Genomic DNA, 21,006 nt, shown 5'->3' with positions numbered 1-21,006 from the left:
GCCCGGCCCGGCCGGGGACGGGCGGTGCGGGCGGCGCGCGGAAAACGTCTCGTGCGTCACAGCTGCGCTGCAACCACCCCCGTCCCGGTCGGGCCCGCGGCGGGCGCTCGTAGAATCGCCGGGTGGATACGACCCTGGATGACCCCCTCGTCGGGCGCGTGCTCGACGGCCGCTACCGCATCGACGCCCGCATCGCGGCCGGCGGCATGGCCACGGTCTACCGGACCGTCGACACCCGCCTCGACCGCGTCCTCGCCCTGAAGGTGATGCACCCGGCGCTCGCCGCCGACGGCGCCTTCGTCGACCGCTTCATCCGCGAGGCGAAGTCCGTGGCCCGGCTCGCCCACCCCAACGTGGTCGCGGTGTTCGACCAGGGCACGGACGGCCCGTACACCTACCTCGCCATGGAGTACGTCTCCGGCTGCACCCTGCGCGACGTGCTCCGCGAGCGCGGCGCGCTCCAGCCGAGGGCCGCCCTCGACATCCTCGAACCGGTCCTCGCCGCCCTCGGCGCCGCCCACCGGGCCGGTTTCGTACACCGGGACATGAAGCCCGAGAACGTCCTCATCGGGGACGACGGCCGCGTGAAGGTCGCCGACTTCGGACTGGTCCGCTCCGTGGACTCCGTGACGAACACCACCGGCTCCGTCCTCGGCACCGTCTCCTACCTGGCGCCCGAGCAGATCGAGAACGGCGTCGCCGACACCCGCGTGGACGTCTACGCCTGCGGCGTCGTCCTCTACGAGATGCTCACCGGCGGCAAGCCGCACAACGGCGCCAGCCCCGCCCAGGTGCTCTACCAGCACCTCCACGAGGACGTGCCGCCGCCCTCGGCCGTCGTCCCGGGGCTCCCGGCCGATCTCGACGAGCTGGTCGCGCAGGCCACCGCCCGCAACCCCGAGCTGCGCCCCACGGACGCCGCCGGGCTGCTCGGTCTGGCCCGCGCGGCCCGCGCCGGGCTCAGCGACGCCGAGCTGGACGCCGTACCGCCGCAGGCGCGCGCCGAGGTGCGCAGCGCGGCGGAGGACCGTACCGGGGTGGTCCCCCGCCCGGTGGCGCAGCCCGTGCACCTCACCTCCCGGCTGGAGTCCCCGCCGCCGCCCGCCGCGCCGTCCCGCCGGGCGGCGCCGCGCGCGCCCCGGCGCGGTCCGCTGCTGGTCGTCGCGGCGGTGCTGCTGGTCCTGGGCCTCGGTACGGGCGTCTGGTACATCAGCTCGGGCCAGTTCACGAAGGTCCCCAACCTGCTCGGCAAGACGGAGGAGCAGGCGAAGTCCCAGCTGTCGGCGGCCGGTCTCGGCGTGAAGGGGATCGACCGCAAGTTCAGCGACGCCTTCGACCGCGGGACGGTGATGAACACCGATCCGCCGGGCGGCAAGCGCATCCGCGGCAACGGCGCGGTGACGCTCACGATCTCGCGCGGCCCCGAGGTGGTCAGCGTGCCCGACCTGAAGGGCCGCCCGCTGGAGGAGGCCAAGGGCGAACTGACGAAGACGGGCCTGGCGCCCGGAATCGTCACCCAGGCGTTCAGCGAGGACGTCGCGCAGGGCTCGGTGATCAGCACGAACCCGGCGGGCGGCCAGAAGCGGGCGCCCGACACGGCGGTCGCGCTGGTCGTCAGCAAGGGACGGCCCGTCCAGGTCCCGAACGTCGCCGGCCGGCCCCTCGACCAGGCCCGCTCCGCGCTGGAGAGCCTGGGCCTCACGGTGAAGACGGCCGCCGAGGACGTCAACTCGCCCTCGGCCCCCGGTACGGTCGCCGCCCAGTCGATCGTCTCCGGCACCCAGGCGGCGGCCGGTGACACGATCACCCTGACCCTCTCCAAGGGCCCCCGGCAGGTCCAGGTACCGGACGTGACCGGTCAGGACGCGGACACGGCCCGCAAGACGCTGGAGGGCCTGGGCTTCAAGGTGAAGGTGGACCGCCCGTTCCTGCCCCTGGGCAACACGGTGGACAGCCAGTCGGTGGCCGGCGGCCAGGCCGCCCCCGAGGGCAGCACCATCACGGTGAGGACGAAGGGACTGTGACCGCCGGCCCGGACACCGACGGCCTGGACACCGACAGCCCGGTGGCGCGCAATCCCGTGGGCGGGCACGTGCCCGTCGCCGGCGGGCTCGCCTCGGTCGGTCTGCCGTACGCCCGCGAGATGGGCGCCGAGGCCGTCCAGGTCTTCGTGGCCAATCCGCGCGGCTGGGCCACGCCGACCGGCAGCCCGGCGCAGGACGAGCTGTTCCGTACGCAGTGCGCCGAGCGGTCGGTCCCCGCGTACGTCCACGCCCCGTACCTGATCAACTTCGGCTCGCACACCGAGGCGACCGTGGAGAAGTCGGTGGAGTCGCTGCGGCACTCGCTGCGCCGCGGCCGGGAGATCGGCGCCCTCGGGGTGGTCGTCCACACCGGCTCGGCCACCGGGGGCCGCCCGCGTGAGGCGGCGTACGCGCAGGTCAGGGAGTACATGCTGCCGCTGCTGGACGAGCTGACCCATGACGACGACCCCTTCCTGCTGCTGGAGTCCACGGCCGGGCAGGGCTCCTCGCTGTGCTCGCGCACCTGGGACTTCGGACCGTACTTCGAGGCGCTCGACCACCACCCGAAGCTCGGCATCTGCCTGGACACCTGCCACGTCTTCGCGGCCGGCCACGACCTCGCGGAGCCCGGCGGCACCAAGCAGACGCTGGACCTGCTGGTCGACGCGGTGGGCCCGGGGCGGCTGAAGCTGATCCACGCCAACGACTCCAAGGAGGGCGTCGGCGCCCACAAGGACCGGCACGCCAACATCGGCCAGGGCCACATCGGCCGGGAGGCCTTCGGCGAGCTGTTCTCGCACCCCGAGACGGCCGGTGTGCCGCTGATCATCGAGACGCCCGGCGGCAAGGAGGGCCACGCGGCGGACGTGGCGCTGCTGAAGGAGCTGCGCGACGGCCCGCACTGATCCACGAGTTCCTTGAGGAATACCCCAGGGGGGTATACGGTTCTGTCACGGAGACAGGACCGCTACCCGGCGTTTCCCACGCGAGGGGCTTTGTCATGGAGCACGCACACGCGCACCACGGTCACGAGCACGAGCACGAGCACGACGACGAACGGGCCCACGGCCACGAGCACGGCCACGCACCCGCCGGCGGCACGGCCGGCTGGGCCGAAGCGGCCCGGGCCACCCTGCACTGCCTCACCGGGTGCGCCATCGGCGAGGTCCTCGGCATGGTCATCGGAACCGCGCTGGGCTGGGGGAACGTCCCGACGATGGTCCTCGCGATCGTGCTCGCGTTCGTCTTCGGCTACGCGCTGACCCTGCGCGGGATCCTCGCCGCCGGGGTGGGCCTGCGTTCGGCCGTCCGGGTGGCGCTGGCCGCGGACACCCTTTCGATCGCCGTCATGGAACTGATCGACAACGGGGTGATCGCCCTGTGGCCGGGCGCGATGGACGCGCACCTGGCGGACCCGCTGTTCTGGATCGTCCTGGCGATCGCGCTGGCGGCCGCCTTCGTGATCACGGTCCCGGTGAACAAGTGGATGATCGGCCGCGGCAAGGGGCACGCGGTCGTCCACCGCTACCACCACTGAACCGGCCGGCGGCGGCCTACAGCTCGGGGCCGTCCCCCGGCTCCTCCTGGTACGAGTAGCGCTGCTCGCGCCAGGGGTCGCCGATGTTGTGGTAGCCGCGCTCCTCCCAGAAGCCGCGACGGTCGGCGGTCATGTACTCGATGCCGCGGACCCACTTGGGGCCCTTCCACGCGTACAGGTGCGGGACCACGAGGCGCAGCGGGAACCCGTGCTCGGCCGTCAGCAGTTCGCCGCCCATATGGGTGGCGAACACGGTCCGTTCGGCGGCGAAGTCGTCGAGTCTCATGTTGGAGCTGAAGCCGTACTCGGCCCACACCATCACGTGCGTGACCTGCGGCGCCGGGGGCGCGAGCGTCAGGAGGGTACGGGCGAGCACGCCGCCCCATTCGGCGCCCAGCATGCTGAACTTGGTGACGCAGTGGAGGTCCGCGACGACCGACTCGAAGGGCAGGGCCGCGAATTCCTCGTGGTTCCAGCAGTGCTTCTCGCCGTCGGCGGTCGCACCGAAGACCCGGAACTCCCACCGGTCCGGCTTGAACTTCGGTACAGGACCGTAGTGGGTGACGGGCCAGCCCCGCTGCAACCGCTGCCCCGGTGGGAGCTCGAACTGCTCTGCTCCCGGAGATTCCCGGTTTTCCGGCTGACCCATGTCTCCATGGTGACAGACTGGGCAGGGTGGTCATGACCAGGTCTGGACCTAGTCGGGCAAGTCCTGGCAACTCCCACTAAGGAGGCACTTACTGGACGGCCTCCGGCGGCGGTGCAAGGATGCGCGCAACTGCCCCGTCACATAGCTGACATTGCCTGGAAGGAGCCTCTGCGATGCAGGGCGACCCCGAGGTCCTTGAGTTTCTGAACGAGCAGCTGACCGGCGAGCTGACGGCCATCAACCAGTACTGGCTGCACTACCGCATCCAGGACAACAAGGGCTGGACCAAGCTCGCCAAGTACACGCGTGAAGAATCCATCGACGAGATGAAGCACGCGGACAAGATCACCGAGCGCATCCTGATGCTCGACGGCCTGCCGAACTACCAGCGCCTCTTCCACGTGCGCGTCGGCCAGACCCTCACGGAGATGTTCCAGGCGGACCGGCAGGTCGAGGTCGAGGCGATCGACCGCCTCAAGCGCGGCATCGAGGTCATGCGCGGCAAGGGCGACATCACCTCGGCCCGGCTCTTCGAGGAGATCCTGGAGGACGAGGAGCACCACATCGACTACCTCGACACCCAGCTGGAGCTGATCGAGAGCATCGGCGAGCCGCTCTACATCGCGCAGCTCATCGAGCAGCCGGAAAGCTAGGACGCGGACCGGATCCGGCAGGCGCGACCCGGGCGGGCCGGGGACTAGGCCGCTTCGGCCAGCGCGGGCTCGGCGTCGGCCTCGGCCGAGAGGACCGCGGCCGTCCTGCCCTGGTCCAGCAGCTCCCGGCGCGGGCACGCGCCGCGGCCCAGGATGCCCTGGATGGTGCGCACGCAGGAACCGCAGTCGGTGCCGGCCTTGGTGGCGGAGGCGATCTGGCGGGGGGTACAGGCCCCGGCCGCCGCGTGGTCCTTGACCTGCTTGTCGGTGATCCCGAAACAAGAGCAGACGTACACGCGGTTCACCTCCCTGGCGAGGAACGGTTCGGCGGGCCATCCCCTGGTTGGTGAGGCTTACCTAACCGTACCCAAAGTTAGGCAACCCTAAAAGCCCCCGATATGACGATGGGGCGCGGATCACATCGATCCGCGCCCCATCGTCGTACGAAGGTACTGAGTGATCCCTACTGGTCGCGGTACATCTCGGCGACCAGGAACGCCAGGTCCAGGGACTGGCTGCGGTTGAGCCGCGGGTCACAGGCCGTCTCGTAGCGCTGGTGCAGGTCGTCGACGAAGATCTCGTCGCCGCCGCCCACGCACTCGGTGACGTCGTCACCGGTGAGCTCGACGTGGATGCCGCCCGGGTGGGTGCCCAGCGCCTTGTGGACCTCGAAGAAGCCCTTGACCTCGTCGAGCACGTCGTCGAAACGGCGCGTCTTGTGGCCGGAGGCCGCCTCGAAGGTGTTGCCGTGCATCGGGTCGGTCACCCAGGCCACGGTCGCGCCGGAGGCGGTGACCTTCTCGACCAGCTCGGGGAGCTTGTCGCGGACCTTGTCGGCGCCCATGCGGACGACGAAGGTCAGCCGGCCCGGCTCGCGCTCGGGGTCGAGGCGGTCGATGTACGTCAGGGCCTCGTCGACGGTGGTCGTCGGGCCGAGCTTGATGCCGATCGGGTTCGCGATCTGCGAGCAGAACTCGATGTGCGCGTGGTCCAGCTGGCGCGTGCGCTCACCGATCCAGACCATGTGGCCGGAGGTGTCGTACAGCTTGCCGGTGCGCGAGTCCGTGCGGGTCAGCGCGCCCTCGTAGTCGAGGAGCAGCGCCTCGTGCGAGGCGTAGAACTCGACGGCCTTGAACTCGGCCGGGTCGGTGCCGCAGGCCTTCATGAAGTTCAGCGCGTTGTCGATCTCCCGCGCGAGCTGCTCGTAGCGCTGCCCGGACGGGGAGGACTTCACGAAGTCCTGGTTCCAGGCGTGCACCTGGCGCAGGTCGGCGTAGCCACCGGTGGTGAAGGCGCGCACCAGGTTGAGCGTGGAGGCGGACGCGTTGTACATCCGCTTCAGGCGCTCGGGGTCCGGGATGCGGGCCTCTTCGGTGAAGGCGAAGCCGTTGACGGAGTCGCCGCGGTAGGTCGGCAGGGTGACGCCGTCGCGGGTCTCGGTGTCCTTGGAGCGCGGCTTGGAGTACTGGCCGGCGATGCGGCCGACCTTGACGACCGGCACGGAGGCCGCGTACGTCAGGACGGCACTCATCTGGAGCAGCGTCTTCAGCTTGGCTCGGATGTGGTCGGCGGAGACGCCGTCGAAGGCCTCGGCGCAGTCGCCGCCCTGGAGGAGGAACGCCTCGCCCTTGGCGACGGCTCCCAGACGGGCGCGCAGCTGGTCGCACTCGCCCGCGAAGACGAGCGGAGGATACGACTCGAGGTCCGCGACGACAGCGCGCAGTGCCTCGGCATCGGGGTACGAAGGCTGCTGCGCCGCGGGAAGGTCTCGCCAGGTCGCCTTGGCGGCGGGGGCTTGGGTTTCAGCGTTCACGGTCACCTCGTACACATTACGGCGTCGTACGTCCCGTCCAGCCCGGTGCCCAATACGTGAGACAGGTGTCTCCCGGAATGTTCCGGCCGTGCGCTAGGGTCGGCGGCGTGTACGCGCACTTCGACAAGAACTGGTGGTGGCCCGCTTCCGGCGGCCCACACCTCGCGCGTACCCACTGACATGTGACGAGTGACGCGAAGGCCGCCCCGAGGGGCGGCCTTCCGCATGTGGTGCCACAGCCACCGCCACGGCCGGGTCGCCCCTCCCTCCGGAAGGACGCCCCACCATGACCACGGCATTCAGCCGACTGCTCGACGACAGCGCCCCGCCGTTCGCCCTGCTGCGCCGGCGGACGCCGGGCCGCGACCACGACACCGTCGAGGTGCTCGTCGGCCCGGTCCACGAGGCCGAGCGCCTCGCCGACCTGCCCGTCGGCCCGCTGCCCACCCTCGCCCTCGTGCCGTTCCGGCAGATCCGCGAGCGCGGCTTCGACGTGCGCGACGACGGCACGCCGCTGAGCGTGCTGGCCGCCGAGGAGGCGTACGAGGTCCCCCTCGCCGAGGCCCTGGCCGCGCTGCCCGCGCACCGGGTGCGGGTGGACGGGGGCGGCTTCGACGTCTCCGACGAGGAGTACGCGGCCACCGTCGGGCGGGTCATCCGCGACGAGATCGGCCGCGGCGAGGGCGCGAACTTCGTGATCCGGCGCACCTACGGGGGCCGGATCGACGGTTTCGGCCGGGCCGACGCGCTGGCCCTGTTCCGGCGGCTGCTGGAGGGCGAGCGGGGCGCGTACTGGACGTACGTGGTCCACACCGGGGACCGCACCCTGGTCGGGGCCAGTCCCGAGGTCCACGTGCGGATGTCCGGCGGCACCGTCGTGATGAACCCGATCAGCGGCACGTACCGCTATCCCGCCGGGGGCCCGACCGCCGCATCGCTCCTGGCCTTCCTCGGGGACCGCAAGGAGACCGAGGAGCTGTCGATGGTCGTCGACGAGGAGCTCAAGATGATGTGCACCGTCGGCGACATGGGCGGGGTCGTCGTCGGCCCCCGGCTGAAGGAGATGTCCCACCTCGCGCACACCGAGTACGAGCTGCGCGGACGGTCCTCGCTGGACGTCCGCGAGGTGCTGCGGGAGACCATGTTCGCGGCGACGGTGACGGGCTCGCCCGTGCAGAACGCCTGCCGGGTCATCGAGCGGTACGAGAGCGGCGGCCGCGGCTACTACGCGGGCGCGCTGGCGCTCCTCGGCACCGACGCCGCCGGGGCGCAGACGCTGGACTCCCCGATCCTGATCCGCACCGCCGACATCGCCCCGGACGGCGCCCTGCGCGTGGCGGTCGGCGCCACCCTGGTCCGCGACTCCGACCCGGCCGGCGAGGTGGCCGAGACGCACGCCAAGGCCGCCGGGGTGCTGGCCGCGCTGGGCGTACGGGAGGCCGCGCCCCGGCGGGCCGGCGCGGGGGCCCGGCTGGCGGACGATCCCCGGGTCCGGGAGGCGCTGGAGGCCCGGCGCCGGGACCTGGCCCCGTTCTGGCTGCGCATGCAGGAGCGCCCGGCGCGGGCGGCCGGGCACGCCCTGGTGGTGGACGGGGAGGACACCTTCACGGCGATGCTGGCCCACGTGCTGCGGGTGACCGGCCTGGAGGTGACCGTACGCCGCTACGACGACCCGGGGCTGCGGGCCGCCGCGGCCGCCTGGGAGGGCCCCGTCGTCCTCGGCCCGGGCCCGGGCGACCCGGCGGAGTCCGGCGACCCCAAGATGCGGACGCTGCGCGCCCTGGCCGCGCAGCTGCTGGCCACGCACCGCGGCGGGGTCCTGGGCGTCTGCCTGGGCCACGAACTGCTGGCCGCCGAGCTGGGCCTGCCGCTGATCCGCAAGGCGCGGCCGGCGCAGGGGGCGCAGACGCGGATCGACCTGTTCGGGGTCCCGGAGGTGGTCGGGTTCTACAACACGTACACCGCGCACTGCTCCGACGCCCTGGCCGCGCGCCTGTCCGGCGCGGGGGTGGAGGTCGCCCGGGATCCGGCGACGGGCGAGGTCCACGCCCTGCGGGCGGCGGCCGCGGGCGTGGCGGGGGTGCAGTTCCACCCCGAGTCGGTGCTGACCCTGCGCGGGGTGGACCTGGTGCGCGATCTCCTGAGCGGGGTCACGGCCCCCGTCTGAGCTCCGGCGCGGGCCGGGCGGGGGTCAGGCGGGGCCGGGCACGAGGGTGTTCTCGGAGCGGCGGCCGGCCAGGTAGTCGGCCACGTTCCGGACGGTGGCCTCGATGATCTGGCCGACCGCGTCGCTCGTGTAGTACGCCTGGTGGGAGGTGACGACCACGTGGGGGAACGTGACGAGGCGGGCCAGGGTGTCGTCCTCGACGGCCTCCAGGGACTTGTCGAGGAAGAAGACCCCGGCCTCCGCCTCGTACACGTCCAGGCCGACCCCCGTGAAACGGCCCGCGCGTAGCTCCGCGACCAGGGCTTCCGTGTCGATCAGTCCGCCGCGGCTGGAGTTCACCAGGATCGCGTCGTCGCGCATCGCCTTCAGGGCGGCCGAGTCGACGAGGTGGTGCGTGGACTCCAACAGGGGCACGTGGAGGCTGATCAGGTCCGAGGAGGCGAACAGTTCCTCCTTGTCCACGTACTTCATGCCCAGTTCCGTGCAGGCCGGGTTCTCGGCGACGTCCCAGCCGAGGAGGTTCATCCCGAACCCGTGCGCGATCCGGGTGAAGGCCTCGCCGATCTTGCCGGTGCCGAGGACGCCGACGGTGCGGCCGCGCATGTCGCGGCCCATGAGCCCGTTCAGACGGAAGTCGAAGTCCCGGGTGCGGATCGAGGCCCGGACGATCCGCCGGTTCACGGCCATCGCCAGGGTCCAGGCGAACTCGGCGACGGAGTAGGGCGAGTAGTACGAGACCCGGCCGACGGTCATGCCGAGCCGCCGGGCCACGTCCAGGTCGATGTTGTTGAAGCCGGTCGAGCGCTGGGCGATCATCCTGGTCCCGCCGGCGGCCAGGACGTGCAGCACCCGGGCGTTCAGGTCGGCGTTCACGCTGGAGGAGACGATCTCGTACCCGGCGGCGATGGGCGCGGTGTCCTCGCTCAGGAAGACGTCGAGGCAGCGGACCTCGTGCCCTCCGCGGAAGGCGCGCTCCAGGAGCGGCTTCTCGTCGGCGGTCACTCCGAAGGCCAGGATCTCCACGCGTGCTCCCGTGCGGTAGGGCGGACCATGGGTCGTTTCGTCACGATACGACCCACGGTCGGCCCCTGCCCGGCAGCCCGGCCGGGATCCCCCGGCCGCAGGATCAGGGCCGGGGGATCCCGGCGGGGGGATCCCGGCGGGGGGCTCACGTCGGGGGCATCACGGCCGGGGGCTCAGCCGAAGAAGACGCCGACCTCCTCGTAGAGCGCCGGGTCCACCGTCTTCAGCTTCGACGTGGCCTCGGCGATCGGCACCCGGACGATGTCCGTGCCCTTGAGCGCGACCATCTTGCCGAAGTCCCCGTCCCGGACCGCGTCGATGGCGTGCAGCCCGAAGCGGGTGGCCAGCCAGCGGTCGAAGGCGCTGGGCGTGCCGCCGCGCTGGATGTGCCCGAGGACCGTCGTACGGGCCTCCTTGCCGGTCCGCGCCTCGATCTCCTTGGCCAGCCATTCGCCGACTCCCGACAGGCGGACGTGCCCGAAGGAGTCGGTGGTGGCGTCCTTGAGCACGAGTTCGCCGTCGGTCGGCACCGCGCCCTCCGCGACGACCACGATCGGGGCGTAGCTCGCCTTGAAGCGGGAGGTGACCCAGGCGCAGACCTTGTCCATGTCGAAGCGCTGCTCCGGGATGAGGATGACGTTGGCGCCGCCCGCCAGGCCCGAGTGCAGGGCGATCCAGCCCGCGTGCCGGCCCATCACCTCGACGACCAGGACCCGCATGTGGGACTCGGCGGTGGTGTGCAGCCGGTCGATGGCCTCGGTGGCGATGCCGACGGCCGTGTCGAAGCCGAAGGTGTAGTCGGTGGCCGACAGGTCGTTGTCGATGGTCTTGGGCACGCCGACGCACGGAATGCCGTACTCCTCGTACAGCTTGGCGGCGACGCCCAGGGTGTCCTCGCCGCCGATCGCGATGAGGGCGTCGACCTCGAACTTGGCGAGGTTCTCCTTGATGGAGCGCACGCCGTTCTCCGTCTTGAACGGGTTGGTGCGCGAGGAGCCGAGGACGGTGCCGCCCCGGGGCAGGATCCCGCGGACCGCCGGGATGTCGAGCGGGACGGTGTCGCCCTCGACCGCTCCGCGCCAGCCGTCCTTGAACCCGACGAACCCGTAGTCGTACTCCTGCACGCCCTTGCGGACGACGGCCCTGATCACCGCGTTGAGTCCGGGGCAGTCGCCGCCGCCCGTGAGCACTCCGACCTTCATGGAATCTCCCTTCGCCATGACGGTCACGCTAGTGGTGACTCAGGTCACAGCAAGGGACCAGGAGGGGTCAATTCCGGTGGAATTACGGGGCGTTGCGTACCCCGGTTCACTCGTACGAGGAAGTAAGTACGACCTTCGACACCCGGTTCGGCGGGTACGGCCCCACAGGCCCGGCCGGGCGTGGCCAGGTCAGGCGTCGTCGAGGCCGCGCTCTATGGCGTAGCGGACGAGCTCCACCCGGTTGTGCAGCTGGAGCTTGCCGAGGGTGTTCTGCACGTGGTTCTGCACCGTGCGGTGGGAGATGACCAGGCGTTCCGCGATCTGCTTGTACGAGAGCCCCTTGGCCACCAGCCGCAGGACCTCGGTCTCCCGGTCGGTCAGCTGCGGGGCCTTGGGCTCGTCGGCGGCGGCCGGCGCGGGGTCGGTGGCCAGGCGCCGGTACTCGCCGAGGACCAGGCCGGCCAGGCCGGGGGTGAACACCGGGTCGCCGGCGGCCGTGCGGCGGACCGCGTCGATGAGCTCCTGGGCGCCGGCGGACTTCAGCAGGTAGCCGGTCGCACCGGACTTCACCGCCTCCAGGACGTCCGCGTGCTCCCCGCTGGCCGACAGGACGAGCACGCGCAGCGCGGGATCGGCGCCGACGAGCTCCTTGCAGACCTGGACCCCGGGCATGCCCGGCAGGTTGAGGTCGAGGACCAGTACCTGCGGGGCGGCGGCGCGGGCCCGGCGCACCGCCTCCGGCCCGTCCCCGGCGGTGGCCACGACGTCGAAGCCCGCGGCGGCCAGGTCGCGCGCGACCGCGTCCCGCCACATCGGGTGGTCGTCGACGACCATCACCTTGATGTCCTGGAGCTCGTTGGGCTCGTTCACTGGGTGCTCCCCCTCGGTACTTTCAGTTCCACTTCGGTGCCCTGTCCGGGGACGGACACCAGCTCGGCGCTGCCGCCGAGGTCGCGCAGCCGGCCCCGGATGGACAGGGCCACGCCCATCCTGCCCTCGCCCTCCGCCTGGTCGAGCCGCCCGGACGGGATGCCGGGGCCGTCGTCCCGGACGGTGACGATCACCTCGTCACCCCAGTCCTCCACCAGGATCCAGGCGCGGGCGCCGTCCCCGGCGTGCTTGCGCACGTTGTCCAGGGCGGCCGCGACCGCCGCGGCCAGCTCCCGGGCCGCGGGCACCCGCAGCATCACCGGGGTGCCCGGCTCGGCGAAGCTCACCTTGGACCCGGCGTGCGGGGCGAGGAGCGACCGCAGGTCCAGCTCGCCCGTGTCGCCGTCGGCTTCGTCGACCTCGTACGTGTCCACGAGCGCGCCGAGCGACTCGTCGCGGGAGACCCGGGACGGGTGGACGAGCCCGCTGGAGACCAGCGTGCGCAGCGCCACCTCCTGCTCCCCCGCCATGCGGCCCAGTTCGGCGGCCTCGCCGCCCAGTTCGGTGCCGCGCCGCTGGACCATGGCGAGGACCTGGAGGACCCCGTCGTGGATGTCACGGGCGAGGCGCTCGCGCTCGCGGGTGGCCGCCTCGATCTCCAGGGCGCGGGCGAGGGTCGCCTCGCTGGCCCGGGCGACCTCGACGACGTAGCCGATGGCGATGGACGCGACCCACACCAGCAGGACGTTGTGCAGGGTGTCGCGGGTGGGGTCGCCGCCGTGGACGACGATGTTGGCGGCGGCCACGAACGACGAGGCGAACCCGGCCCAGCGCCAGCCGCCCTTGATGGCGAAGGCGAGGACCGAGCCCGCGGTCCAGATGCTCGGCAGGGTCGGGCCGCCCCCCACGATCCGTTCGTGGGTGTCGGCGAGCGGGGTGAGGAGGATGCCGGTCAGCGCGACCGTGAGGTCGGCGCCGAGGAAGCGCTTCGTGCAGCTGGCCGCGTTCGCGACCTTGGAGTGGGTGGCCAGCGTCCAGACCGCGAGGAGGACGAAGTAGCCGATCGCGACCCGGGGCCGGTCGAACTTCTCGTAGGAGAAGGCGAACAGCCCCACCGCGTAGACCATGGTGAGCAGCCGGTAGGCCGTCAGGGCGCGCCACAGCGGCTGTTCGACCGACATGCGTACGACGCGCTCGCGCTTCGCCATCTCCCCCACCCCCCGCGGACGGTACGTCCGCCGCCCGCCTACTCCGCGGCCTGATCCCGCTGCTCGCCCTTGTCGGCCCTGTCGGCCTTGTCGGCCTTTTCGGCCTTGGCGGCCTTCTCGGCGTCGGCGATCTGGCGCTTGGCGGCCGTCGCGTAGATGTCGACGTACTCCTGGCCGGAAAGCTTCATGATCTCGTACATGACCTCGTCGGTCACCGAGCGGAGGATGAACCGGTCGCCGTCCATGCCGTGGTAGCGGCTGAAGTCGAGCGGCTTGCCGATCCGGATGCCCGGACGCATCAGCTTCGGGACCACCTTGCCGGGCGGCTGGATCTTCTCCGTGTCGATCATCGCCACCGGGATGACGGGGGCACCGGTGGCGAGCGCCACCCGGGCCAGGCCGCCGGGCTTGCCCCGGTAGAGCCGGCCGTCGGGTGAACGGGTCCCCTCGGGGTAGATACCGAACAGCTCCCCGCGTTCGATGACGTCGATGCCGCTCTTGATCGCGGCCTCGCCCGCACCGCGCGCTCCGGAGCGGTCCACCGGAAGCTGCCCGACGCCCTTGAAGAAGGCGGCCGTCAGCTTGCCCTTGACCCCGGGGGAGGTGAAGTACTCCGCCTTCGCGATGAAGGTGACCTTCCGGTCCAGCACGGCCGGAAGGAAGAAGGAGTCCGAGAAGGACAGGTGGTTGCTCGCGAGGATCGCCGGCCCCTCCGCGGGAATGTTCTCGAGGCCCTCCACCCAGGGCCTGAAGGCGAGCTTCAGGGACCCGCCGATGGAGAACTTCATTGCGCCGTAGATCAACTCGAAAGCCTTCCTGTGTCTGTCGAACAGACCTTATCTCCTGGCTCCGCCCGGAGCGGCCCGACGACCCTGGTCGGTGCCACCCCGGTCGCGTACGGTGAAGTCACACAGCGCAACCCTCCCCGTACCCCCGCGCATCCTGATCGACAAGGAGACTCTGGTGCCCGTCCTCCCTGGAGCAGAGCCGTTCCGCCACGAGGGCGGAGAGGTCGGCGTGCTTCTCTGCCACGGCTTCACCGGTTCGCCGCAGTCGCTCCGCCCCTGGGCCGAGTATCTGGCCGAGCGCGGACTGACCGTGTCGCTGCCGCTGCTGCCCGGGCACGGGACGCGCTGGCAGGACATGCAGCTCACGGGCTGGCAGGACTGGTACGCGGAGGTCGACCGCGCGCTGCGGGAGCTGCTGGACTCCTGCGAGCGGGTCTTCGTCTTCGGGCTGTCGATGGGCGGCGCGCTGACGCTGCGGCTGGCGGCCAAGCACGGGGACGCGATCAGCGGCATCGTCCTCGTCAACCCCGCCAACAAGGTGCACGACCCGCTCGCCGTCGCCCTGCCGGTGGCCAAGCACTTCATCCGCTCCACGCCGGGCATCGCCAGCGACATCGCCAAGCCCGGCTCGGTCGAGGTCGGCTACGACCGCGTCCCGACCCGGGCCGCGCACTCGCTGCGGAAGTTCTTCCAGCTGGTGGACGCCGAGCTGCCGCAGGTCACGCAGCCCGTCCTGCTGCTGCACAGCCCGCAGGACCACGTGGTGCCGCCCGTGGACTCGGCGCGCATCCTGGCCCGGGTGTCCTCCACGGACGTCACCGAGACCCTGCTGGAACAGAGCTACCACGTCGCGACGTTGGACCATGACGCGGAGCGGATCTTCGCGGACAGTTTCGCGTTCGTCGGCCGGCTCGCGGAGAGCGTCGGCAGGGAGGGGGCGGCCAGCGGTGGCTGAGCACGAGGAGTCGTCCGGGGGCGTTCCCCCGCTGGACGAGGAGGCGGCGTGGGCCGCGATCGTCGCCGGGTACGGGCAGGAGCCGCCGGACCCGCCCGGCGCCAGGCCGTTCCGGCCGATCGAGAACCTGATGCTGCCCGAGGAGGACGTGAAGCCGGCTCCGGCCGCGCCCGACGCGGACCAGGGCAAGGGCGCAGACCAGGGCAAGGGCGCCGATGCGGATCCCGCGCCGGCGCTGGGCAGTTCGGTGGTCTTCGCCCCCGGCGTGGGCATGGGCGGGGCGGGCGCGGGTCCCCGGGACCACACGCCGGCCGAGCCCGGGGACGATGACCTGAGTCCGGCGGAGGAAGGTCACTTCGTCCCGCCGGAGCCGGAGCTTCCGCCCGCGGACACGACGACGAAGTTCGCGTGGCTGGCCGTGATCGGCGGCCCGGTGCTGCTGCTCCTGGCGGTGCTGTTCCAGTGGGACATGACCTGGTGGCTGACCACCCTGGGCATCGGCGGCTTCCTGGGCGGCTTCGCCACGCTGGTGGCCCGCATGTCCCAGGGCGACGACGACGAGGACGACGACCCGGGCCGCGGCGCGGTGGTCTGACCGCCCCGCTCGCCTCCCCCGGAAACCGCGGCGCCCGCGCCCCGGACCCCGGCCCACCGCCGGGTTCCGGGGCGCCGTGCGTGGGCGCCGGCGCTACGGCGTCGCCGGGAGGCGGAGTACGGCCAGGACCGGGAGGTGGTCGGTGGCCGCGCCCAGGTCGGACCGCGTCACCCCCGGCAGCCCGGTCGGGACCCCGCAGGACAGGACCTCCACGCCCCGCGAGGCGAAGACCGCGTCGATGCGCCGGTCCGGGCCGCCCGGCGCCGCGGCCGGGAAGGTGTGCTCCCCGCCCCAGGGGGCGACCGTCCAGCAGTCCTGGAGTGCTCCGGCCAGGCGGCCGAAGGCGGCCCCGTCCGGGGTCTCGTTCACGTCGCCGCCGGCGATCACGTACGGGGCGTCCGTCGAGGCGACGCGGTCCAGCAGCATCTGCGTCTGCCCCGCCCGTTCCTCCCGGTCCAGGGACAGGTGGGCGCTGATCACCCCGAGGCGGACCGTCCCGAAGCGGACCACCGCCGTGGCGAAGCCGCGCCGGTGCCGGCCGGGGGTGAGCGGGAGCAGCACGTCCTCGGTGCGTTCCACGAAGGCCCGCAGCGAGCACAGCAGCAGCGGCCCGGCGGCCGTCGCTCCGCCGCCGAGGACCACGAGGTCGCTCTTCGCGGCCAGCCGGGCGGCGTGCTTGCGCCAGCGGAAGAACCGCGGGGCCTCCTGGGCGAGGACCAGGTCCGGCTCGCAGGCCCGGATCACCCGGGCGAGGGCGTCCTCGTCGTCGCGCAGTGAGCGGATGTTGTAGCTGAGTACCCGGATGACGGCGGAACCGTCGGGCTCCGTAAGGGACTTGGGCGGCAGGGGCGGCGTCGGGTCCATGCCCGCAACATACGCAGCCGCCCGCCGCTCCCCCAAGGGGCGCGGCGGGCGGTCACGGCAAAGGGCGGGTCAGCCCTGGCGGGCCAGGTCGGCCGCGCCGACGAGTCCGGCCTTGCCGCCGAGCTGCGCGGCCAGCACCTGCGCGTGCGGACGCCAGGCGCCGCCGATCAGCCAGCGCTTGAAGGACTTGCGGATCGGGTCGAGGACGAGGTCGCCCTCGTCCGAGACGCCGCCGCCGACGATGAACGCCGACGGGTCGAAGAGGGAGGCCAGGTCGGCCAGGCCCGCGCCGGCCCAACGGGCGAGCTCGCGGAAGGAGTCGACGGCCACCAGGTCGCCCTGGCGGGCGGCCTGGCTGATGTGCTTGCCCTCGATGCCCTCGGGGGTGCCGTCGCCGAGGCCGAGGAGGATCGTCGCGTTCTCCGGGGTGGCGTTGGCGCGCTGCCTGGCGTAGCGGACGAGGGCGCGGCCGGAGGCGTACTGCTCCCAGCAGCCCTGGCTGCCGCAGCCGCACAGCAGGCCGTCGGGGACGACCCGGATGTGGCCGAATTCGGCCGCGACGCCGAAGCGTCCGCGCCGCAGCTTGTTGCCGATGATGATGCCGCCGCCCAGGCCCGTGCCGAGCGTGATGCAGATGACGTCCTCGTGGCCCTGGCCGGCGCCGAAGCGGTACTCGCCCCAGGCCGCGCAGTTCGCGTCGTTCTCGACGACGACGGGGAGGCCGATGCGCTGCTCGACCTTGTCCTTGAGGGGCTCGTGCCGCCAGTGGATGTTCGGGGCGAAGAGCACGGTGGCGCGCTTGTCGTCCACGTATCCGGCGGCGCCGATGCCGACGGCTTCGATGGTGTGGCTGCTGCTGACTTCGGCGACGGCGGCGCAGATGGCCTCCGTCACCCCGTCCGCGGTCGGCGGGGTGGGCACCTTGTACGTCTCAAGGATGGTGCCCTCTTCGTCGACCACGCCGGCCGCGATCTTCGTGCCGCCGATGTCGACGCCGATGGTGAGTCCCATTAGTCCCTCGGTTTCCGGTCAAACCCCGCCAGGGCCCACCGTACCCGAGGCGGGCGGAGGATCAGTCGAGATCGATCCGCTCGGCCGGGCCGGCTTCGGGGCCCTCGTCGGGGCCGTGACCGGGGGCGCCGCCCGTCCGGGGGGCGGGTCCGGCGGGCGGTTCGTCGCGCGTCCAGCGGCGCTCGTGGCCCTCGACGGCCGAGCGGTAGGCGGCGAGGAGTTCCGAACCGGCGGCCGCGAGGTGGTCGAAGACCTCGGGGTTGCGTTCGATGACGGGCTTCGCGGCCGTCTTGGCCTGGCTGACGAACTGGCGCACGGCGTCCTGGGCGACGGCTCCGACGAGCGGGTTGTTCAGGGAGGAGACCTTGTCGGCCACGGCCTCGAAGAGCTTGAACAGTTCCTCGGCGGCGGTCCCGGTGCCGGCTCCCGCGCCGTCCCGTCCGGCGCGGCGGCGCTCCCGCTCGGCGGCGAGGTCCTCCTCGCAGGCCTTCGCCCAGGCGTCGTCGTCGGTGGGGCGGTCGGCGGTCTCGCTCATCGCGGACTCTCCTTGCGGGGCGTACGGTACAGCCACCTTCGACCTTACCCGAACGGCGGTACGGGGATCAGTGCGCCCGGGGCCACAGCTGCGGGTCCGGGGTGAAGCGGATGCGGAGCACGCCGTCGGCGAGGGCGGCGCCGGAGACGGTGCAGCGGCGCAGCGCGGAGGGCAGCGGAACGATCCTGCGGTAGGGGCCCACCGCGAGGAGCAGCTCGTCCCCGCGCCGGACCAGGTCCAGCTCGCTCTTGACGGCCCGGGGCAGCGGCACCGCCCAGACGAGCACCCCGTCCTCGGCGCGCCGGTCCTCGACGGCCCAGTGGGGCCGGCCGGGGGCGGCCTCCGGGGCGAGCGGGCCGGCGGCGGCGAGGGCGGCCAGGTCCTCGGGGCCCTGCGGGTCCCGGCCGGGGTGGGGCAGGCCGACGACGGGCAGGTCCTTGCTCCACGCGGTGCGGAACGCCTCCTGCCGGGCGGCGATGCCGGCCACCCAGGGGTCGGCGGAGTCCCGCGGTACGAGCCGGTTGGCGACCAGGTCGGCGACGGGCAGCCGGAGCAGGGCGAGCCCGAGCAGGCCGGTGCGCAGGGCGGCGTCGGCGGCGGGTCCGGGTTCGGCGACGACCCGGACCGCGGTGGTGTCCGCCTCGATGACGGCCTGGACGGCGGCGAGCTCCTCGTCCCAGCGGGCGGCGGCCTCGTACAGCCACTGGGCGGGCATCGGGACGCCGGCCAGCTGGGCCAGTACGGGGCGCAGGGCGCGGGCCGCCTGCCGTTCGGCGGGCAGCAGCCGGGCGAGGTAGCGGCGCAGCTGGGCGGGGAGGCCGAGGGTGGTGACGGTCTGGTGCAGCGGGGGCATGTCCACGACGACGAGGTCGGTGGCGGGTGCGGTGGCGGCCCGGCGCAGGGCGCGGAGCAGGGCGAACTGTTCGGCGCCGGGCAGTTCGGTGAGTTCCTCGGCGCCGAGCGGGCGGCCGCCGAGCATGCCGATGAGGGCGGCGCCGCGCTCCTGGAGGGCGACGAGCTCGGTACGGAACTCCGCGCCGGAGTCGATCCCGGCGAACCGCAGCCCGGGCACGGGGCCGGGGTCTGCCGCGGGGTCCCCGGACACCAGGACCACCCGCTGCCCGGCGCGGGCCGCGGCGAGCGCGGTGGCGGCGGCGACGGTGGTCCGCCCCGCCCCTCCGGGGCCGGTGATCAGCAGGGTGCGGGGCATGGTTCTCCTTCGTACGTACCACCGGGCCTCACGGGACGGGCACCGCCCGAGGGGTCCGGGCCCGCCCGGGGAGGCCGGCCCCACCCGGAGCGACCGGGCACCGCCCCGGGATCCGGCCACCACGCAGAGGGGCCGGCCGCCCGGAGGGCAGGGCGCCGCCCAGGGGGGCCTGTCCCGCCCGGAGAAGCCGGCCACCCGGAGGGACCGGGTACCGCCCGGAGGGGCCCACCGCTCAGCGGGGTCGGCCGCTCACGGGGCTGGGTGGTGCTCCGCGCCGTTCGGGGGTGGGGTCGCCCCGGGGGGTCAGGTGGATTCGACGCGCTTCTTCAGGCCCGCCAGCGCGCGGTCGATGATGACCTTCTCCGCCTTGCGCTTGATCATGCCGAGCATCGGGATCTTGACGTCCACGGTCAGCTGGTAGGTGACCTCCGTGCGGCGGCCGCCGTCCAGCGGAGCCAGCCGGTACGAGCCGTCCAGCTGCCGCAGCATCTGGGACTTGTCCAGCGTCCAGCTGACCTCGTCGGAGCCCTTCCAGGCGTACGCGAGGGTGTGGTCGTCCTTGATCGCGCCGGCGTCGAGCAGCAGCCGCACCTTCTCGGCGCGGCCCTCGGCGTCGGTGGCGAGCACCTCGGCCTCCTTCACCTCGCCGGTCCACTCGGGGTAGCGGGCGAAGTCGGCGATCACGGCCATGACGTCGGCCGGCGAGGCCTCGATCGTGATGCTCGAGCTGGTGTGTTCCGCCATCGCGGTCGCTCCTCCGGGGAGTATTCGACAAGTGTGCGGGAGGCCTCCGGCCGCCGCGTGAAGGCTACCGCGCGTGTGGGTGCGGCCACTCCAGCACCTCCCGTCACCCCGCCGTCACCATTCCAGGGCCCACGGCCGCCCGGTCGCCGCGAAGTGGCCGACGTTCACGCATTCCGTGCCGCCGATCCGCATGCGCCGCGCCAGCGGCTGGTGGACGTGCCCGAACAGCGCGTACCGCGGCCTGGTCCGGCGGATCGCCGCCAGCAGGGCCTCGCTGCCCCGCTCGAAGCGGCGGGCCACGGTGTCGTAGCAGAGCTCGGGGACCTCGGGCGGGATGTGCGAGCACAGCACGTCCACCTCGCCCAGCGCCTCCACCTTGGCGGCGTACTCCTCCTCGTCGACCTCGTACGGCGTGCGCATCGGGGACGGCAGTCCGCCGCCGACGAAGCCGAAGACCCGGCCGCCGATCTCCACGCGCTGGCCGTCGAGGACGGTCGTGCCGGGTCCCGCGTACTCCGGCCAGAGGGCCGGGACGTCGACGTTGCCGTAGGTGGCGTACGTCGGGGCGGGGAACGCGGCGAACATCTGGGCGTACTGGCGCCGTACGGCGTCCTCGATCAGCCGGTCCCGGTCCAGGCCTTCCCACAGGCGGCGGCCGAAATCGCGTGCCTCCGCGAACCTGCGCGCCGTGCGCAGTTCGACGATCCGGTGGGCGTTCTCGATGCCGAAGAGGTCGGGGAAGATGCCGCGCGAGTGGTCGGCGTAGTCGAGGAAGAGCACCAGGTCACCGAGGCAGATCAGCGCGTCGGCGCCGTCCTTGGCCCGTGCGAGCGCTTCGGCGTTGCCGTGGACGTCGCTGACGACGTGGACCCGCGTACGACTCTTGCTGCCACCCATGCCGCCACCCTAGGGGGGACCGGCCCGGACGGGTAGAGCAGCCCTGGAAGCCTGCCGGACCTGCGGTTACTTCCTAGTCGCAAACAGGGTCGACTAGTGTCGGCATCGCCGTTAGCGGGCGTACGGCGTACTGGCAATGTCTGACGATGTACAGAATGTGACGCACGGAACATCTGGCCGGTTCCCTCTATCCGGAACCCACTACCGGTGGGTAACGTCCGGTCGGTCCACACGGTGGCGATGGCGCCCAGAGGAGCAGCA

The 21,006-nt window shown here is 72.5% G+C and carries 21 protein-coding genes; 7 read left to right on the top strand and 14 right to left on the bottom strand.

All coding sequences use genetic code 11. The features are described from left to right. Window positions 1-122 precede the first annotated feature (122 nt). From pknB to ABZZ17_RS25310, 3 genes are all read left to right on the top strand, one after another. Complete coding sequence (gene pknB, locus ABZZ17_RS25320) at window positions 123-2,024, top strand: Stk1 family PASTA domain-containing Ser/Thr kinase (protein ID WP_356878781.1); 1,902 nt, start codon at window positions 123-125, stop codon at window positions 2,022-2,024. Continuing rightward, the gene (locus tag ABZZ17_RS25315; protein WP_356878779.1) at window positions 2,021-2,929 is read left to right on the top strand and encodes a deoxyribonuclease IV; all 909 of its coding nucleotides are present in this window, start codon (window positions 2,021-2,023) and stop codon (window positions 2,927-2,929) included. The genes pknB and ABZZ17_RS25315 overlap by 4 nt, the downstream gene beginning before the upstream one ends. A 95-nt stretch (window positions 2,930-3,024) precedes the next feature. After that, window positions 3,025-3,561: a DUF4396 domain-containing protein gene (locus ABZZ17_RS25310; RefSeq protein ID WP_356878777.1), complete on the top strand. Its 537-nt coding sequence runs from the start codon at window positions 3,025-3,027 to the stop codon at window positions 3,559-3,561. Between the two features lie 16 nt (window positions 3,562-3,577). On the opposite strand, the gene ABZZ17_RS25305 is transcribed toward ABZZ17_RS25310, so the two are convergent. After that, window positions 3,578-4,210: a sulfite oxidase-like oxidoreductase gene (locus ABZZ17_RS25305; protein ID WP_356878775.1), complete on the bottom strand. Its 633-nt coding sequence runs from the start codon at window positions 4,208-4,210 to the stop codon at window positions 3,578-3,580. A 173-nt stretch (window positions 4,211-4,383) separates the two neighbouring features. Between ABZZ17_RS25305 and bfr the strand changes: the two genes are divergently transcribed. Then, entirely contained in the window at window positions 4,384-4,863 is a 480-nt protein-coding gene (gene bfr, locus ABZZ17_RS25300) for a bacterioferritin (protein WP_328925263.1), read from the top strand. Between the two features lie 44 nt (window positions 4,864-4,907). Here bfr and ABZZ17_RS25295 read toward each other — a convergent pair whose 3' ends face one another. Together ABZZ17_RS25295 and ABZZ17_RS25290 are read right to left on the bottom strand one after the other, a co-directional pair. Beyond that, window positions 4,908-5,168 carry a (2Fe-2S)-binding protein gene (locus ABZZ17_RS25295; protein ID WP_356878773.1) on the bottom strand — a complete coding sequence of 87 codons (261 nt, stop codon included), beginning with the start codon at window positions 5,166-5,168 and terminating at the stop codon, window positions 4,908-4,910. 158 nt (window positions 5,169-5,326) lie between these two features. Continuing rightward, a complete protein-coding gene (locus ABZZ17_RS25290; RefSeq protein WP_356878771.1) occupies window positions 5,327-6,682 on the bottom strand; it encodes a class II 3-deoxy-7-phosphoheptulonate synthase in 1,356 nt (451 codons plus the stop codon). A gap of 280 nt (window positions 6,683-6,962) precedes the next feature. On the opposite strand from ABZZ17_RS25290, the gene ABZZ17_RS25285 reads away from it, so the two are divergent. Continuing rightward, on the top strand, window positions 6,963-8,843 hold the full coding sequence (locus ABZZ17_RS25285) for an anthranilate synthase family protein (protein ID WP_356878769.1): 1,881 nt from the start codon (window positions 6,963-6,965) through the stop codon (window positions 8,841-8,843). A gap of 24 nt (window positions 8,844-8,867) precedes the next feature. Here ABZZ17_RS25285 and ABZZ17_RS25280 read toward each other — a convergent pair whose 3' ends face one another. From ABZZ17_RS25280 to ABZZ17_RS25260, 5 genes are all read right to left on the bottom strand, one after another. Further along, the gene (locus ABZZ17_RS25280) at window positions 8,868-9,866 is read right to left on the bottom strand and encodes a 2-hydroxyacid dehydrogenase (RefSeq protein WP_356878767.1); all 999 of its coding nucleotides are present in this window, start codon (window positions 9,864-9,866) and stop codon (window positions 8,868-8,870) included. 173 nt (window positions 9,867-10,039) lie between these two features. After that, entirely contained in the window at window positions 10,040-11,068 is a 1,029-nt protein-coding gene (locus ABZZ17_RS25275; protein ID WP_356878853.1) for a 6-phosphofructokinase, read from the bottom strand. Between the two features lie 189 nt (window positions 11,069-11,257). Beyond that, the gene (locus ABZZ17_RS25270; RefSeq protein ID WP_356878851.1) at window positions 11,258-11,902 is read right to left on the bottom strand and encodes a response regulator transcription factor; all 645 of its coding nucleotides are present in this window, start codon (window positions 11,900-11,902) and stop codon (window positions 11,258-11,260) included. A 32-nt stretch (window positions 11,903-11,934) separates the two neighbouring features. Further along, window positions 11,935-13,146 carry a DUF5931 domain-containing protein gene (locus ABZZ17_RS25265; RefSeq protein ID WP_356878765.1) on the bottom strand — a complete coding sequence of 404 codons (1,212 nt, stop codon included), beginning with the start codon at window positions 13,144-13,146 and terminating at the stop codon, window positions 11,935-11,937. Between the two features lie 38 nt (window positions 13,147-13,184). After that, entirely contained in the window at window positions 13,185-13,934 is a 750-nt protein-coding gene (locus tag ABZZ17_RS25260) for a lysophospholipid acyltransferase family protein (RefSeq protein ID WP_356878849.1), read from the bottom strand. A 175-nt stretch (window positions 13,935-14,109) separates the two neighbouring features. On the opposite strand from ABZZ17_RS25260, the gene ABZZ17_RS25255 reads away from it, so the two are divergent. Continuing rightward, a complete protein-coding gene (locus tag ABZZ17_RS25255) occupies window positions 14,110-14,889 on the top strand; it encodes an alpha/beta fold hydrolase (RefSeq protein ID WP_356878763.1) in 780 nt (259 codons plus the stop codon). Then, window positions 14,882-15,484: a hypothetical protein gene (locus ABZZ17_RS25250; protein WP_356878761.1), complete on the top strand. Its 603-nt coding sequence runs from the start codon at window positions 14,882-14,884 to the stop codon at window positions 15,482-15,484. The genes ABZZ17_RS25255 and ABZZ17_RS25250 overlap by 8 nt, the downstream gene beginning before the upstream one ends. 93 nt (window positions 15,485-15,577) lie before the next feature. On the opposite strand, the gene ABZZ17_RS25245 is transcribed toward ABZZ17_RS25250, so the two are convergent. The 6 genes from ABZZ17_RS25245 to ABZZ17_RS25220 all read right to left on the bottom strand — a co-directional run bounded on the left by ABZZ17_RS25245 (window position 15,578) and on the right by ABZZ17_RS25220 (window position 20,745). Next, window positions 15,578-16,348: an endonuclease/exonuclease/phosphatase family protein gene (locus ABZZ17_RS25245; protein ID WP_356878759.1), complete on the bottom strand. Its 771-nt coding sequence runs from the start codon at window positions 16,346-16,348 to the stop codon at window positions 15,578-15,580. 69 nt (window positions 16,349-16,417) lie between these two features. Beyond that, window positions 16,418-17,359, bottom strand: a complete 942-nt coding sequence (locus ABZZ17_RS25240) for an ROK family glucokinase (protein WP_356878757.1) — start codon at window positions 17,357-17,359, stop codon at window positions 16,418-16,420. Between the two features lie 61 nt (window positions 17,360-17,420). After that, window positions 17,421-17,894, bottom strand: coding sequence for a DUF5304 domain-containing protein (locus tag ABZZ17_RS25235; RefSeq protein ID WP_356878755.1), 474 nt, complete (start codon window positions 17,892-17,894; stop codon window positions 17,421-17,423). 67 nt (window positions 17,895-17,961) lie between these two features. Then, the gene (locus ABZZ17_RS25230; RefSeq protein WP_356878753.1) at window positions 17,962-19,104 is read right to left on the bottom strand and encodes an ArsA-related P-loop ATPase; all 1,143 of its coding nucleotides are present in this window, start codon (window positions 19,102-19,104) and stop codon (window positions 17,962-17,964) included. A gap of 303 nt (window positions 19,105-19,407) precedes the next feature. Beyond that, entirely contained in the window at window positions 19,408-19,848 is a 441-nt protein-coding gene (locus ABZZ17_RS25225; RefSeq protein WP_356878751.1) for an SRPBCC family protein, read from the bottom strand. A gap of 114 nt (window positions 19,849-19,962) precedes the next feature. Further along, window positions 19,963-20,745: a metallophosphoesterase gene (locus tag ABZZ17_RS25220; protein ID WP_356878749.1), complete on the bottom strand. Its 783-nt coding sequence runs from the start codon at window positions 20,743-20,745 to the stop codon at window positions 19,963-19,965. Between the last annotated feature and the right edge of the window lie 261 nt (window positions 20,746-21,006).

It is taken from the genome of Streptomyces sp. NPDC006512 (genome assembly GCF_040611935.1).
In the GTDB taxonomy this organism is placed as follows: Bacteria; Actinomycetota; Actinomycetes; order Streptomycetales; family Streptomycetaceae; genus Streptomyces.
The sequence above is the reverse complement of the archived record's forward strand: the minus strand, read 5'-3'. Positions and strand labels throughout refer to the sequence as shown.